This is a genomic window from Haladaptatus sp. CMAA 1909 (assembly GCF_043952005.1).
Classification (GTDB): Archaea; Halobacteriota; Halobacteria; order Halobacteriales; family Haladaptataceae; genus Haladaptatus.
Genome location: NZ_JBIOAV010000001.1, coordinates 1,333,590 through 1,347,156, shown reverse-complemented (window position 1 = coordinate 1,347,156; position 13,567 = coordinate 1,333,590). Strand labels below are relative to the sequence as shown.

Sequence of the window (13,567 nt, the reverse complement as noted above, 5' to 3'; positions counted from 1 at the left end):
AAGGTTATTGTCCGCATCGCAAGCAGAAACGTAGAACGTAAGTTTCTATTGAGACGAGTTAACACTTCCGAATTGCGCCGCAGAATGTCGTCAAAATTGCTAGAATCCACCTCTCGACACCACCGAAATGCGCACGTTCGTGCATCATCTTGCTCTCAAGACCGTAATCTGTTTACGAGGTGCGCGAGAAACCACCTCCGGTATGACCATAACTATCGTCGGTTCGCAACTCGGCGACGAAGGCAAAGGACGCGTCGTAGACCTCTACGGCGAGTCCGCTGACGTTGTCGCTCGCTATCAGGGCGGCGACAACGCAGGCCACACCGTCGTCGAGGGTGGCAACGAATACAAGCTCTCTCTCGTTCCGAGCGGCGCCGTCCGCGGGAAGGTCGGCGTCCTCGGAAACGGCTGTGTCATCAATCCCGACACGCTGTTCGACGAGATAGACACGCTCCGAGAACGCGGACTCGACCCCGACGTTCGACTGGCACGCCGCGCGCACGTCATCCTCCCGTATCACCGCGTCCTCGACGGTATCGAGGAGGACGCGAAGAGCGACTCCGACCGCAAAGTGGGAACGACCGGACGGGGAATCGGTCCGACATACGAGGACAAAGCCGGTCGGCGCGGCATCCGCGTCGGCGACCTGCTCGACTCCGAACTCCTCCGCGAGAAGCTCGAATACGTCGTCCCGCAAAAGCGCGCGCTCGCCGAGAACGTCTTCGGCGTCTCCATGAGCGACACGATTGGAGGCTCGTCGGACGGCGTCGAAATCGGCGAGGCGTTCGATATCGATGCGCTCCACGAGCAGTACGAACGCTACGGCGAGCGCCTCAAGGAGGAGGACATGACCGTCGAATCCGGGGAGTTCCTCGCATCGCGCCTCGACGCCGGTGACGAAGTGATCTTCGAGGGGGCACAGGGAACCCTCATCGACATCGACCACGGGAACTATCCGTACGTCACCTCCTCGAACCCGACCGCGGGCGGTGCCGCCACCGGGACCGGTCTCAGCCCCGGCGTCGTCGGCGACGGCGACATAATCGGTATCGTGAAGGCGTACCTCACGCGGGTCGGCAGCGGTCCGCTCCCGACCGAACTCGGCGGCGTCGTCGGTGACACACCCGACTACGACGAGCAAGGAGCGGGCGAAAACGAGGACCTCGCCGGGTACATCCGCGAGGAAGGCGGCGAGTACGGAACCGTCACCGGTCGGCCGCGCCGAGTCGGATGGCTGGACATGCCGATGCTCCGCCACGCCGCCCGCACGAGCGGCTTCACCGGTCTCGCCGTCAATCACGTCGACGTGCTGGCGGGCCTCGATGAGGTGAAGGTGGGCTACAGCTACGACGTCGACGGCGAGGAGATATTCACGATACCCGCCACGACCGAACGCTGGGGTCGCTGTGAGCCGAACCTCCGCTCGTTCGACGGGTGGCCGGAAGTGGACTGGAGCGAGGTCGCTGACGAGGGCTACGAGGCGATTCCCGAGAACGCACGGACCTACCTCGAATACATCAGCGACGAACTCGACGCACCAATCTACGCCGTCGGTATCGGCCCGAGCAGGGAGGATACCGTCGTGATAGAACACCCGTTCGAATAACCGAAATCGAATATTTTCGGCTCTCCTCTCCCGATTTCCGTCTTCTCCCGACCGCTACTCGACCGCTACTCAACCGCTGTGAGATAGATCGCGACCAGTGCGAACCCGATTCCGGCGGCCTTTCGCGCCGTGAGCGGTTCGTCGAGGAACGCGATACCGAGAATCGAACTCGTGGCGATGAACAGGCCGAAAATCGGAACCACGACGCTGACCGGTCCGATCGCCAGTGCGCGATAGTAGGCGAGGATTCCGATAGCGAGGAACACACCCGCGAGGTACATGTACGGCGCTTTGTCGCTCGTGAGATAGGGGACGACTTGCTCTCCCTCGTACATGGTCACCGCGAGGGCCGCGACGACGAGCATGCCGTTAGCCACCAGTGCGGCGACGGTGTCCGGGATGTCCTGCGTTGCGATGCTGACGAGCGGCGGCAGTGCCGTATAACCGATGAGGGCGACGATGGCCCATCCGACGTAGTTCATGGGTATCCATATCACGCAGGGATGAGAGTCGTTTCGGAATCGGAAACCGCCGAACCGCCCAACCCGTCACGCTTTTGGCCCACCCCTTCGTGCACCCGACTATGAAGAAATCCCTGATGGACATCATCTGCTGTCCACTGGACAAACAGGAACTCGAACTCGACGTACGGCAGGAGGAAGCGGAGGAGGTCATCTTCGGGACGCTCACCTGCACCGAGTGCGGCGAGGAGTATCCCATCGAGGACGGCATCCCCAATCTTCTGCCCCCGGACATGCGAGAGGCCTGAATCTTTTAATAGCTGAGCAATTTACTCCAACTTAACAGGAAAGAGCACCGTGCCAGAATCGTTGTCAACACACATCAATCGTGGCGGTCTGCACGACATCGACGTAGCACCGTCGTTCGAAACGGACGATTCGTTCGTCGTCTCTCTCGTCAACCACGGTGCGCCGATTCACGTACACCTCAATCTGGACGACGACCTGTCGGATGCGGCATCGTTGTCCGCGACGAACCACTACATCGAAGCGGACTCCACGGAGGTAGTCCGCGTCCGGGTTCACGACGGTCCCGCGAGCGGAAAGTTGAAAGTCGTCACGGGCTATGGGGCCGAGTCGGCGTACGTCGACGTCGATATCGCGGAAAAGAATCCCGAACCGGACTCGATACCGATAGACGAGTCCCTCTCGAAGCCGAAGCGGCGGCCGACCAAAGGAACCGACGAGCCGTCGGAGTTTGCACGAAACCTTCCACTGTTCGTCCTCGGGGCGCTCGCCTTGGTCCTCGTCCTCGGCGTCGGGATTCTCGTCGATTGGGTCGTCGCGCTGTTCGGCGCGATTATGGTATTCGTCGGCCTCGGCGCGGCCGGATACTTCCTCACCAGCTAACCGCATTCCTTTTTCCCGCTCTGGTCGTGGTGGTCGGTAATGTCACTCGCAAAGGCCACCCGAGAGGCCGTTCGGCGACGGCCCTTCCTCGTCGCGGCGCTCCGTGCTGACGTGGTGAACTACACCGCCGCCGCGCGGTTTCTCGCCGACGAGATCACGGTCGGCGACGATACGGACGCGGTTTCGACCGCACTGTCTCGGTTCGCCGACGAACTGGGGAGCTACGGAACCGAGTCGCGGGACGCACGCGTCACCATGCAAAGCGGATTGGGTCGGACGGAGGAAACGGACGACGCCCTCCTCGTCGTCGGCGATTCCGGATTCGCCCCCGATTCCGGGTCACTGACCGCGGTCGTGGCCGCCGGAGACGTGGACGCCGTGGCGTTCTCCGCCGTCCTCTCCAGACTCGTTGCCGAAGACGTGGACCCCATCGCGGCCGCCGTAGCGGAGTCGCTGGTCGTCGTCGTCAAGCGCCGCGACGGAGCGAACGCGGTTCGGTTCGTCGAGGACGCGCTCGACGCCGTGCCGGAACGCGAAGATTGAGGCGGTTGGTGTCGGTTCCGACGATTTAAAACGGTTGGTGACACTACCGTGCCCTATGACACTCTTCGTAACCAACACGCTCACGGGTGAGCGGGAGCCGTTCGAACCCGGCGACCCGGATTCCGTCCTCCTCTACTACTGCGGGTTGACCGTCTCGGACTACGCGCACCTCGGCCACGCACGAGGGTGGGTTCACACCGACGTGATGCACCGCTGGCTGGAACACCTCGGCTACGACGTTCATCACGTCGAAAACTTCACCGACGTGAACGAGAAGATCGCCGCCCGCGTGGGCGAGGACGACCTGGGAGACAGCGAGGCCGACGTCGCCCGCACCTTCATCACGCAGGTCATCCGCGACATGCGCGACCTGAACCTGAAGCGCGCCGACGTGTACCCCCGCGTCAGCGAACACGTCCCCGACATCGTCGACCTCATCGAAACGCTGGTCGAGAAGGGGTACGCCTACGAGTCCAACGGCTCCGTCTACTTCGACGTGACGACCTTCGAGGACTACGGCAAGCTCTCGAACCAGAAGGTCGAGGAGATGGAAGCACAGGGAGAGAGCGACGAACGCGGAGAGAAGCGCCATCCCGGCGATTTCGCGCTGTGGAAGGCCGACGGCGTGAGCGAGCGTTCCATCGAAGAACACCGCGACTCCGAGACGGAGTACTCCGTGTCGCATCCGTCGGGCGAGACGTGGGAGTCACCGTGGGGCGAGGGACGCCCCGGATGGCACATCGAGTGCTCGGCGATGAGCATGAAACACCTCGGCGAAACCATCGACATCCACGTCGGCGGGCAGGACCTCGTGTTCCCGCACCACGAAAACGAGGTGGCACAGAGCGAGGCGGCGACCGGCCACCAGTTCGCCCGATACTGGCTTCACGTCCGCCTGCTCGAAACGGACGGCGAGAAGATGAGTTCGAGCCTCGGCAACTACTCGACCGTTCGCGGCGCGATTTCCGAAATCGGCGCGAACGCCGTGCGGATGTTCCTCCTCTCGACCTCCTACGCCAACCGACAGACGTTCAGCGACGAGACGGTGAGCGAGGCCGAAGAGCGCTGGGACCGGCTTTCGGACGGCTACGACCGGGCCGTCGATGCCCTCGACGGCCCCGACGCCCGGACCACGGTCGAAGACGACGAACTGCGCGGAGCGGTGGACGGGACACGCGAGGAGTTCACCGACGCGATGAACGACGACTTCAACACCCGTCGGGCGCTGGCCGCCCTCCTCGACCTCGTGACGGCGGTCAACCGCCACGCGGACGACCGCGAGGAGTACGACTACGACGGCCTCAAATCCGCCGTCGAGACCTTCGAGGAACTCGGCGGCGACGTGCTCGGATTCTCGCTCGGCGGGGAGACCGGCGGCGACGTGCGACTCGCGGAGGACCTCGTGGCGCTCGTCCTCGAACTTCGGGAGGGCGAGCGGGACGCCGGAAACTACGAACGCGCCGACGCGCTCCGCGACGACTTACAGGAACTCGGTGTGGACGTTCAGGATTCCGACTCCGGCCCTTCGTTCAAGCTCCCGTAGCCATCGGGTTTATAGCAGGTGCTTGAGTATCGGGGGTAGACATGAACCGGAAACTGATCGCAGGCGCATTTCTGACGACCCTCGTTCTCACGAGCGGTTGTCTCGGGTTCATTCTCGGCGACGCACTGGAGTTCAGCGCTTCGAAGGCGACGGTGAACGACAACGCACTGTCGGAGACCGGATATCAACAGTCGAAGGTCGAGTCCATCGAAGCTAACCGGACGTTCGAGGCGGGGGGACAGAGCCGTGAAGTGGAGGTGACGAACTGGGTCGCACAGTACGACAAGTCCATCGGCATCGACGGCGTCGGTGAAGGAACGGTTGCGAAGTTCGTCGTGGTGAGCAGTCCGGAGGTGGAGGTCGCGTCCAAATCGTTCAATCCGCTGGCGAAGTTCGACAACGCGGAGTTGGTCCGGAGGTTCGTCTCCGGGTACGGGAACGTGAACGACATCCGGGCGGTCGGGTCGCGGAACGTGACGATGTTGGGGACCGAGACGAAGGTCAGCGAGTTCACGGCGACGGCCCGTACTCACGGCGTGAATGTCGACGTGACGATACAGGCCACGAAAGTGAAACACGGGAGCGACTGGATAGTCGTGCTGGCCGTGTATCCGGACCGACTCGACCAGTCGGACGACGTGACTCGGCTGATGAAGGGTGTCCAGCATCAGGGCTGACCGGGCAACGTTTTTTCTACTCCCTGTCGGTACGAAGCGTATGAACCGAACCCTCGTTTCGGGACTCGGCCTCACCGTCCTCGGCGTGGTCGGCTACGTCATCGGCCTCTTCGCGCCGTATCCGGGGCGCGCGTTCTCGATTACGGGAATCATGGTCGGCATCACGCTCGCCGCCGTCGCCAACGCGGCCGAACCGGAGGAGGTACAGTGACCGTCAAATCGCTCCGATTTTCGGACGGCGAGGTCGAACGGGTCGACGACTTTCACGCCGCGCGTGCCGAACCCGGAACCGTCTGGGTGCGTGCGAGCGACGCGACGCCGCTCGAACTCGAACGCGTCGCCGAATCGTTCGACATCCACCACCTCTCCGTCGAGGACATCAGAAACGGAGTTCGCCCGAAGACGGAGGAGTTCACGGGCTACACGTTCGTCCTGCTGAAAACCGTGGAGCTCTCGCGGGGTGAAACCACCTTCGAGGAGGAAACCCGCGTGAAATCCGTCGGCATGTTCGTCGGCGAGGATTGGCTCGTCACCCTCTCGGAGCACGAAATCGACGCCGTTCAGCGTATCTGGGAGGCCGCACTCGCGGGGGACCGACGAATCATCGGACGCGGGCCGGACTTCACGGCGTACCGCGTCTGCGACGGCATCGTGGACGGCTACTTCGCCGTCCTCGACCAGATAGAGGACCAGATAGAGATCGTCGAGGAGGCCGTCATCAGCGACACGAGCATCGAAACGCTGGAGTCGATAAACGGCGTCCGGCGGGAGTTGCTCGCATTCAGAAAACTCGCGTGGCCGACCCGCGAGGCCGTGGGCTACCTCGCCCGAGGCGACCCCGAGGAGGTGCGCTCGGAAACGGAGAAGTACTTCCGCGACGTGTACGATCACCTCGTCCAACTGGTGGACTTGACCGAGACGTACCGCGAGTTGGCGGGCGGCGCGCGCGACATCTACCTCAACATGCTCTCGGTGTCGACCAACGAGGTGATGAAGAAGTTGACCGTCGTCGCCACCATCGTCCTGCCCCTGACGCTCATCGTGGGCGTCTACGGGATGAACTTCGGGGACGGCCCGTTGAACATGCCGGAACTCCACTGGGCGTACGGCTATCCGGCGGTGATGCTCGGCATGTTCTTCATGAGCGCGATTCTGGTCGTCTACTTCCGCGAAGCGGGGTGGTTGTAGACTGAAACATCGATACAGGATCGACGAACACAGCTATTACGAGTCGTTTCTCGTGAAGGCGCCCCCTCGAACGTCACCGGAGGGTTCGATAGTAAACCGAATTTGATACCGTTGTTCCGGGTCTCCCTTGCTATCGATAGCGACGATTCCGTAGTTGTTGAACCTCTTCGACATTCCCGTTGCGGCGAACGAATGTGCGCTTTCCTTCCAGTTGGGATTGATAGCCGCTTCGTCGCCGCTCTCCAACCGGAGCTGACCTTGATAGACATGTTCTCCTTCTCGAACGAGGGACACGTTGAACCGGGAACTGGAGTCGTTCTCGTTTTTCACGACGATACCGGTGACGGAGATATCACGAACGTCCTCCGACCGGTTTTTCGTTCGCATGAATTTCGACGAACAGCCAGCAGTGCTCACACCGGCGATTGCTGTGAGGAAGGCTCGACGACGCATGAATATTATCCGAATAGGTGTTGTAAAAGTTTTGTGCTGTGTCGGAGATAAAATCGGTGCCACAGAGTATTTCCACGGGATATCTCGTGACAGTCCTCCACTTTCACTGTCGTCGTCCTTCGCCTGACCCCTCTCGGATTAACGCCCGAAATCCGAGAGGTTGGCCTGCACGCCGGAGACCATCTCGGACTTCCGTCGGAGGGAGTTCATCGAGATCGGGAGTTGGGGAACGATTTCCCGGACCGCGGCGTGGAGCGATTCGGACTCGCCGAATCGGCCATCAAAAGCGTTTCTGACGCTTTCGCGCACCTGCCAAACGCCGACGGGTGCCCAGTAGTCGTCGCTGACCTCGCGGAGGACGAGGGCCTTGGCCTGTCGGCCGATGTCTTCGAGATGTTCGAGCACGCCGAGTCGGGAGGCGTAGTACGCTCCGGCGGTTTCATCGACGTAATTCGTTCTGCCTTCGAACCCCTCGTGGGCGCTTCCCATCCAGATGTCGCCGGTCGGCGAGGGGTTCCAGATGCTACCGGGCGCTTTCATCTCCACGAGTTCGAACTCCCACTGTCCCGGCGCGAGGATCACCCAGTACCGGTTGCCCATGTACTCGTTCACCCATACCTGCGTCTCGTCGATGCTCGGCGCGTTCCGGATGCGTCCGCGGAGGTACTGGCCGACGGTGTCGTCCACCGCCGTTATCGACCAGCGCGTCGGAACGAGCTTTCGGTTTTGCCCCCGTCCGAGCGCTCCCGCCGAGAGGATGGTGTTGATGTCGTACACGTCGAACCCCCGGCGGTAGAGGTAGTTCATCGCGCCTTGGGCCTGCCAGTCGTCGTCTTCGAGCGTCTTCTTCACGGCGCGCGGGACGTGCGGGTTTTCAGTCAGATCCGCCGAGGACGCGCGGGCCGTCGGGCCGGTGGGCGTGGCGATGTCGTCCACGTTCACGTCCAAATCGAGTTTCTCGGTCAGGCCGATTTCCACGTCCACCGGCCGGTCGGCGATGGCGATTTCGCGCTGAACCCCCACAAAACCGTCCCACACGTCGTCCACGTTCACCTTCGCGGAGCGGTTCGAGTTCAGCAGGCCGGTTCGGTACTGGAGGACGTTGTCGATGTCGAGGCCGCGTTGGTACCAGTCGCCGCTCGTGGCGAACTCGGAGGCGTTCTCCTCGGCGCCAACCGGCGAGAGGATGCCCGTCGAGACGTTCGGGTAGGACGACCGACCGACGAACACCGATGGCGACGTACTGCCGAACAGCGAGTCACCCTGTGCCACCTCGGAAAACCGCTCCTGGAAATCGTCCACGTAGTCCAGAATCTCGTAGGACTTCTCCTCGGCGAGACGGCGGCGGCGCTCCTCCTCGTCCGGGCGCAAGTCGTCGATGTACTCGTCCAACCGCATTCACGAATCGTAGGTGTGCGAGGTGCTTCAACGTTCGGCAATCGGGTGGAAATCGCCACGGGATGCGGGCTGGCGGTCGCTCGAAAGGGACGAAAACAGAAGGAAACGCGGTTAGCTGTGGATACCCATCGCTTCGATCTGTTCCTGATAGCGGTTTCGGATGGTGACTTCCGTCACCTGTGCCACGTCGGCGACTTCGCGCTGTGTCTTCTTCTCGTTGCAGAGAAGCGACGCGGCGTAAATCGCGGCGGCGGCGTAGCCGGTGGGGGATTTCCCCGACAGCAATCCCTTTTCGGCGGTGGTTTCGATGATGTTGTTCGCTTTCGACTGCACCTCTTCGCTGAGTTCGAGTTCGGAACAGAACCGCGGAACGTACTTCTTCGGGTCGACCGGTTTCATCTCCAGACCGAGTTCTTGGGAGATGTACCGATACGTCCGGCCGATCTCCTTTCGTTCGACCCGGGAAACCTCGGAAATCTCTTCCAGACTTCGCGGAATCCCCTCCTTTCGACAGGCGGCGTACAGCGCGCTCGTTGCGACGCCCTCGATGGAGCGGCCCCGGATGAGGTCCTCCTTGAGCGCCCGTCGATAGATGACCGATGCGACTTCGCGTACCGACCGTGGAACGCCGAGCGCCGACGCCATGCGGTCGATTTCGGACAGGGCGAACTGGAGGTTCCGCTCGCCCGCGTCCTTCGTTCGGATGCGTTCCTGCCACTTTCGCAGGCGGTGCATCTGACTTCGTTTCTTGGAAGAAATGGACCGACCGTAGGCGTCTTTGTCCTTCCAGTCGATAGTGGTCGTCAACCCCTTATCGTGCATCGTCTGCGTCGTCGGCGCTCCCACGCGCGACTTCTGCTGTCGTTCCTGATGGTTAAAAGCACGCCACTCCGGACCGGGGTCTATTCGCTCCTCCTCGACGACCAACCCACAGTCGTCACAGACCAGTTCGGCCCGGTCGGTACTCTTGACCAACGTTTCGGACCCGCATTCAGGACAAGCACGCTCTCCCTCTCGTTCGTTCGCCGTTTGCTCCCCTTCGAGTTGGCGCTCCCGCTGACGAGTGGACCGTGTCATCGCACTTTTATAGTAGTAACTCCCAAACATTTAAACCCTTGGGCAAAACCTATATGTATCTGACACCCTGTCACACACCACCTCGGTAGACCGGAATCTGTTTACTCGCAGGAGCACGACTGTGGGCAATGCCAGTCATCGAGTGTGACGTGGACGAGGCACGCCGGACGCTCGCCGACGCCGGAATCATCGTCTCGGACGGCAAGTCCGAGTACGAGAAGTGGCGGGTTCGACACGGCGATGCCGTCGCCATCGCATACGACGACAAACTCGTGATTCAAGGGGCGAACCCGCAGGACATCGAGGCGATATTGCGCGACGCAGGGGGGCACGCTTATCTCTACTTCGACGGTGCCAGTCGCGGAAATCCCGGTCCGGCGGCAACCGGGTGGACCATCGTCACCAGCGACGGAATCGCGGCGGAGGGCGGAACGAAAATCGGCCGGGCGACGAACAACCAAGCCGAGTACGAGGCGCTCATCGAGGCACTCGAAACCGCGAGCGACTACGGGTTCGACTCCGTGGACGTGAAGGGTGACTCCCAGCTCATCGTCAAGCAGGTGACGGGGGCGTGGAAGACGAACAATCCCGAACTCCGCGAGCGGCGGGTCCGTGCGCGGGAACTGTTGGACCGGTTCGACAAGTGGTCCCTGAAACACGTACCGCGGGAGGTAAACGAGCGCGCCGACAAGTTGGCAAACGAGGCGTTAGACGATGGCTGAACTGCCGGACGACACCATTTCGGAGGCGGAACGACTGACTCACCTCGCCCGTGACCGGGAGGATGGGGGAGAGAAAGCGGAAGCGGAGGCGTACCGAAAGGAACGGGAACGACTCCTCGACGAACACGGCTTCGTGGCGCGAATCCGCGAGGAGGACACGCGAACCGTGCTGGTCCTTCATCCCGACGAGTGGGTCGAAGACGGGACCATCCGCGTCGAACGAATCGAGGATACGGATCGAGCGGTCGAAATCCCGCTCACCGGCGCGGGCGACCCCGACGATTGGGACGAAATCGACGAACACAACCGCGCCGTCGCGGCGCGCGTCCGTGACGAACACGGCGATATCCACGGCGCGAACGCGGAGGCCTTCGCGGACTTCATGGGAAACCACTACGCTCGGCCGGTCGAGTCGGCGACGGACGTCGAGGTGGACGAGTTCCTGACGGAGTATTTCCCGCGGAACGCGTGGCCGAATGAGGAGCAGAAAAAATCGGTACGGGAGTCGATCGAACTCGTGTTCGACTGCGTTAGTCGTACTTCTCGATGAGCGCACGGACCTTCTCCGCGCGCGCGTCATCCGTGATGAACTTCGAGAGCGACCACGCGAACGCATCCTCGACCGCTTCGAGTCCGCTTTGGGTCAGACCGTACTGGTTGGTCCGCTTGTCGAGTTCGCTCTTTTCGACCAGTCCGCGCTCGACCAGCGTGTCGAGGTTGGGGTACAGGCGGCCGTGGTTCACTTCCTCGTCGTAGTAATTCTCCAGTTCTCGCTTGATAGCGAGTCCGTACATCGGTTCCTCGGTGAGGACGATGAGGATGTTGCGCTGGAACGCAGTGAGGTCGCGGGCGGTACTGCTTTCGGTGAGTGTTTGTGCCTCTGACATTGGCTTTGACACGACGGAATATGTAACCGAGATATTTAACCCTTCTCAAGTTTCTTGGTGTTTCTCCGTTCTTTCAGTCGATTTTAATGCTCTGCACCCACCCATCGACTGCGGAAGGGTGTCACAGTTATGAGTGGTTTCACGAGCACAAATCGCTGTTTACGCCCATCCCGAAAGGACTTTTTGGTCTTCCCGTCGAGTCCAAAGCGACCCATGACGAACCTCTGGGAAGACCTCGAGACGGGGCCGAACGCTCCCGAAGAGATCTACGCAGTTGTTGAGTGTCTCAAAGGCGACCGCAACAAGTACGAATACGACAAGGACATCCCCGGTGTCATGCTCGACCGAGTCCTCCACAGCAACGTCCACTATCCCGGCGACTACGGGTTCATTCCGCGGTCGTACTACGACGACGAGGACCCGTTCGACGTCCTCGTCCTCGTCGAGGACTCGACGTTCCCCGGCTGCGTCATCGAAGCCCGCCCCGTCGGCATGATGAAGATGGACGACGACGGCGAGCAGGACGACAAAGTCATCGCCGTCCCCATCGAGGACCCGCGTTTCGACCACATCGAGGACGTGGACGATATCACGCAGCAGACGAAGGACGAGATAGACGAGTTCTTCTCCACCTACAAGAACCTCGAAGCCGGTAAGGAAGTCGAGACGCTGGGCTGGGAGGACAAACAGGCCGCGTACGACGCCATCGAACACTCACAGGAGCTGTACGACGAGAAATTCGACTGAATATCAACTACGTTTCATATTTCGTTCGGTTTTCCGGATATTATTCGATTTTTTGAAGTCGGGCTATTCCGGCAAATCGTGCACTCTTCGTGGGGTATCCAATTCTGGACCGTCGAAAATCACATAAAGGTGCCATCCAATACACCCGAAATTTTATACGATTGGAGGGGGCTATGCGTTAGCAATGCTCGCCGGACTCGTCGCAGATAACGTACCCGTCGTCGTCACGGCGCTCTTCCTGCTCGTCTCCGGTGGCGGCGTCCTGTACGCGACCCAGTTTCGGTCGTTGGGTCGCTCTCGGACCCCGGAGTCGGCCGAAGCGCTCCGCGACGTCGTCGCCGGACAGAACCGCGTCGCGCTCGTCGTCCCGGAAAGCCCGAGTATCGACTCGTTGGCGGCGGCGGTCGGCATCCAATCCCTCTGCAAGGACTGGGGTGTCGCGGCGCGGCTCGCCGCGGAAGGCGAGATAACCGGCGAGGACAGCAAGGCGTTTTGCAACATCTTCGACATCGACGTGACCGTCCTCGATGAACACGGAGAGGGACTGCCGAACTGCGACGGTGGAATCGCTATCGGCGGCGGCGGTGCAGTTCCTCGCCTGTCGAACAACCCGCCGGTGGTCGCCGTCGTTCGTCACCGACCGGCCGCCGAGGAGAACATTCTCACGATCACACGCACCGACGATGGCGCGACGTCGACCGTCGTGACCGAACTCGTCCGCGAAATCGACTTCGTTCCCGACCAGCGCGTGGCGACCGCACTCCTCTACGGGATTCGTGCCGGAACTCGCGAGTTCCGCCGGGCGAACGGGTTGAACGACTACGATGCCGCCGGGTTTCTCCACACCTACGCCGACCTCGGACGAATCGAGGAGTTGCGTTCGCCGGGCGTCAGCAGCGACACGTTCGACGTCCTCGGGGAGGCCATCGCGAGTCGGGAACGCCGGGCGAGCTTCGCCGTGGCGAACGTCGGCCTCGTTCCGTCGGTGAGCGCACTGGAGGAGGCCGCGGACTCCCTTCTCAGGCTCGAAGGCGTCTCGACGGCCGCGGTGTTCGGACTCCACGAGGAGACCATCGTCATCTCCTGTCGGGCGGAAGACGTTCGGACCAACGCGGCGGACATACTGACGGGTGCCTTCGACCCGAGCGAGACGACGGGCGGGAACGCGGATGCCGCGACGGCGCGGGTTTCGCTCGGCATCTTCGCGCGGGTCGATTCGGAGCATGCGAACACGTTGGACTCGCTCATCGACACGAGTACGCGGAAGGCGTTGTTCACCGCGTTCGAGAGTTCGTAGACGAAAACTTGAGAGGTTGTAGCATGGAAACGAAGGTTCTTGTAGCCGCCTGTGGTAGA

At 61.7% G+C, this 13,567-nt stretch carries 17 protein-coding genes; 12 read left to right on the top strand and 5 right to left on the bottom strand.

The window, feature by feature from the left end:
* Window positions 1–202: 202 nt before the first annotated feature.
* Window positions 203–1,606 (top strand): adenylosuccinate synthase, encoded by a 1,404-nt coding sequence (locus tag ACGYLY_RS07530; protein ID WP_395282261.1) that lies wholly within the window; start codon window positions 203–205, stop codon window positions 1,604–1,606.
* Window positions 1,607–1,671: 65 nt separating this feature from the next.
* On the opposite strand, the gene ACGYLY_RS07525 is transcribed toward ACGYLY_RS07530, so the two are convergent.
* Complete coding sequence (locus ACGYLY_RS07525) at window positions 1,672–2,088, bottom strand: EamA family transporter (protein WP_395282262.1); 417 nt, start codon at window positions 2,086–2,088, stop codon at window positions 1,672–1,674.
* A 101-nt stretch (window positions 2,089–2,189) separates the two neighbouring features.
* Between ACGYLY_RS07525 and ACGYLY_RS07520 the strand changes: the two genes are divergently transcribed.
* From ACGYLY_RS07520 to corA, 7 genes are read left to right on the top strand one after another with little or no spacing between them, the layout of a single operon-like run.
* Window positions 2,190–2,375, top strand: a complete 186-nt coding sequence (locus ACGYLY_RS07520) for a methytransferase partner Trm112 (RefSeq protein ID WP_231183785.1) — start codon at window positions 2,190–2,192, stop codon at window positions 2,373–2,375.
* A 49-nt stretch (window positions 2,376–2,424) separates the two neighbouring features.
* Window positions 2,425–2,976 carry a hypothetical protein gene (locus ACGYLY_RS07515; protein WP_395282263.1) on the top strand — a complete coding sequence of 184 codons (552 nt, stop codon included), beginning with the start codon at window positions 2,425–2,427 and terminating at the stop codon, window positions 2,974–2,976.
* Window positions 2,977–3,015: 39 nt separating this feature from the next.
* Window positions 3,016–3,519, top strand: coding sequence for a hypothetical protein (locus tag ACGYLY_RS07510; protein WP_395282264.1), 504 nt, complete (start codon window positions 3,016–3,018; stop codon window positions 3,517–3,519).
* A gap of 55 nt (window positions 3,520–3,574) precedes the next feature.
* Window positions 3,575–5,062 (top strand): cysteine--tRNA ligase, encoded by a 1,488-nt coding sequence (gene cysS / locus ACGYLY_RS07505; RefSeq protein ID WP_395282265.1) that lies wholly within the window; start codon window positions 3,575–3,577, stop codon window positions 5,060–5,062.
* 41 nt (window positions 5,063–5,103) lie between these two features.
* Window positions 5,104–5,739, top strand: coding sequence for a DUF6517 family protein (locus tag ACGYLY_RS07500; RefSeq protein ID WP_395282266.1), 636 nt, complete (start codon window positions 5,104–5,106; stop codon window positions 5,737–5,739).
* A gap of 40 nt (window positions 5,740–5,779) precedes the next feature.
* Complete coding sequence (locus ACGYLY_RS07495) at window positions 5,780–5,950, top strand: hypothetical protein (protein ID WP_395282267.1); 171 nt, start codon at window positions 5,780–5,782, stop codon at window positions 5,948–5,950.
* Window positions 5,947–6,927: a magnesium/cobalt transporter CorA gene (gene corA / locus ACGYLY_RS07490; RefSeq protein WP_395282268.1), complete on the top strand. Its 981-nt coding sequence runs from the start codon at window positions 5,947–5,949 to the stop codon at window positions 6,925–6,927. Before ACGYLY_RS07495 ends, corA begins: the two co-directional genes overlap by 4 nt.
* A 36-nt stretch (window positions 6,928–6,963) precedes the next feature.
* On the opposite strand, the gene ACGYLY_RS07485 is transcribed toward corA, so the two are convergent.
* From ACGYLY_RS07485 to ACGYLY_RS07475, 3 genes are all read right to left on the bottom strand, one after another.
* Window positions 6,964–7,380, bottom strand: coding sequence for a hypothetical protein (locus tag ACGYLY_RS07485; RefSeq protein ID WP_395282269.1), 417 nt, complete (start codon window positions 7,378–7,380; stop codon window positions 6,964–6,966).
* A 138-nt stretch (window positions 7,381–7,518) separates the two neighbouring features.
* On the bottom strand, window positions 7,519–8,778 hold the full coding sequence (nreA, locus tag ACGYLY_RS07480) for a DNA repair protein NreA (protein ID WP_395282270.1): 1,260 nt from the start codon (window positions 8,776–8,778) through the stop codon (window positions 7,519–7,521).
* A gap of 111 nt (window positions 8,779–8,889) precedes the next feature.
* Window positions 8,890–9,855, bottom strand: a complete 966-nt coding sequence (locus ACGYLY_RS07475; protein ID WP_231183776.1) for a transcription initiation factor IIB family protein — start codon at window positions 9,853–9,855, stop codon at window positions 8,890–8,892.
* 128 nt (window positions 9,856–9,983) lie between these two features.
* Here ACGYLY_RS07475 and rnhA point away from each other — a divergent pair, with 128 nt between their 5' ends.
* Together rnhA and ACGYLY_RS07465 are read left to right on the top strand one after the other, a co-directional pair.
* Window positions 9,984–10,577 (top strand): ribonuclease HI, encoded by a 594-nt coding sequence (rnhA, locus tag ACGYLY_RS07470; RefSeq protein ID WP_395282271.1) that lies wholly within the window; start codon window positions 9,984–9,986, stop codon window positions 10,575–10,577.
* Window positions 10,570–11,127: a rnhA operon protein gene (locus ACGYLY_RS07465; RefSeq protein ID WP_395282272.1), complete on the top strand. Its 558-nt coding sequence runs from the start codon at window positions 10,570–10,572 to the stop codon at window positions 11,125–11,127. The genes rnhA and ACGYLY_RS07465 overlap by 8 nt, the downstream gene beginning before the upstream one ends.
* On the opposite strand, the gene ACGYLY_RS07460 is transcribed toward ACGYLY_RS07465, so the two are convergent.
* Window positions 11,108–11,464, bottom strand: a complete 357-nt coding sequence (locus ACGYLY_RS07460) for a PadR family transcriptional regulator (RefSeq protein WP_395282273.1) — start codon at window positions 11,462–11,464, stop codon at window positions 11,108–11,110. The two genes, ACGYLY_RS07465 and ACGYLY_RS07460, sit on opposite strands and share 20 nt — an antisense overlap.
* A 213-nt stretch (window positions 11,465–11,677) precedes the next feature.
* Here ACGYLY_RS07460 and ACGYLY_RS07455 point away from each other — a divergent pair, with 213 nt between their 5' ends.
* The gene (locus tag ACGYLY_RS07455; protein ID WP_395282274.1) at window positions 11,678–12,211 is read left to right on the top strand and encodes an inorganic diphosphatase; all 534 of its coding nucleotides are present in this window, start codon (window positions 11,678–11,680) and stop codon (window positions 12,209–12,211) included.
* Window positions 12,212–12,395: 184 nt separating this feature from the next.
* Complete coding sequence (locus tag ACGYLY_RS07450; protein WP_395282275.1) at window positions 12,396–13,508, top strand: bifunctional oligoribonuclease/PAP phosphatase NrnA; 1,113 nt, start codon at window positions 12,396–12,398, stop codon at window positions 13,506–13,508.
* Window positions 13,509–13,567 lie beyond the last annotated feature (59 nt).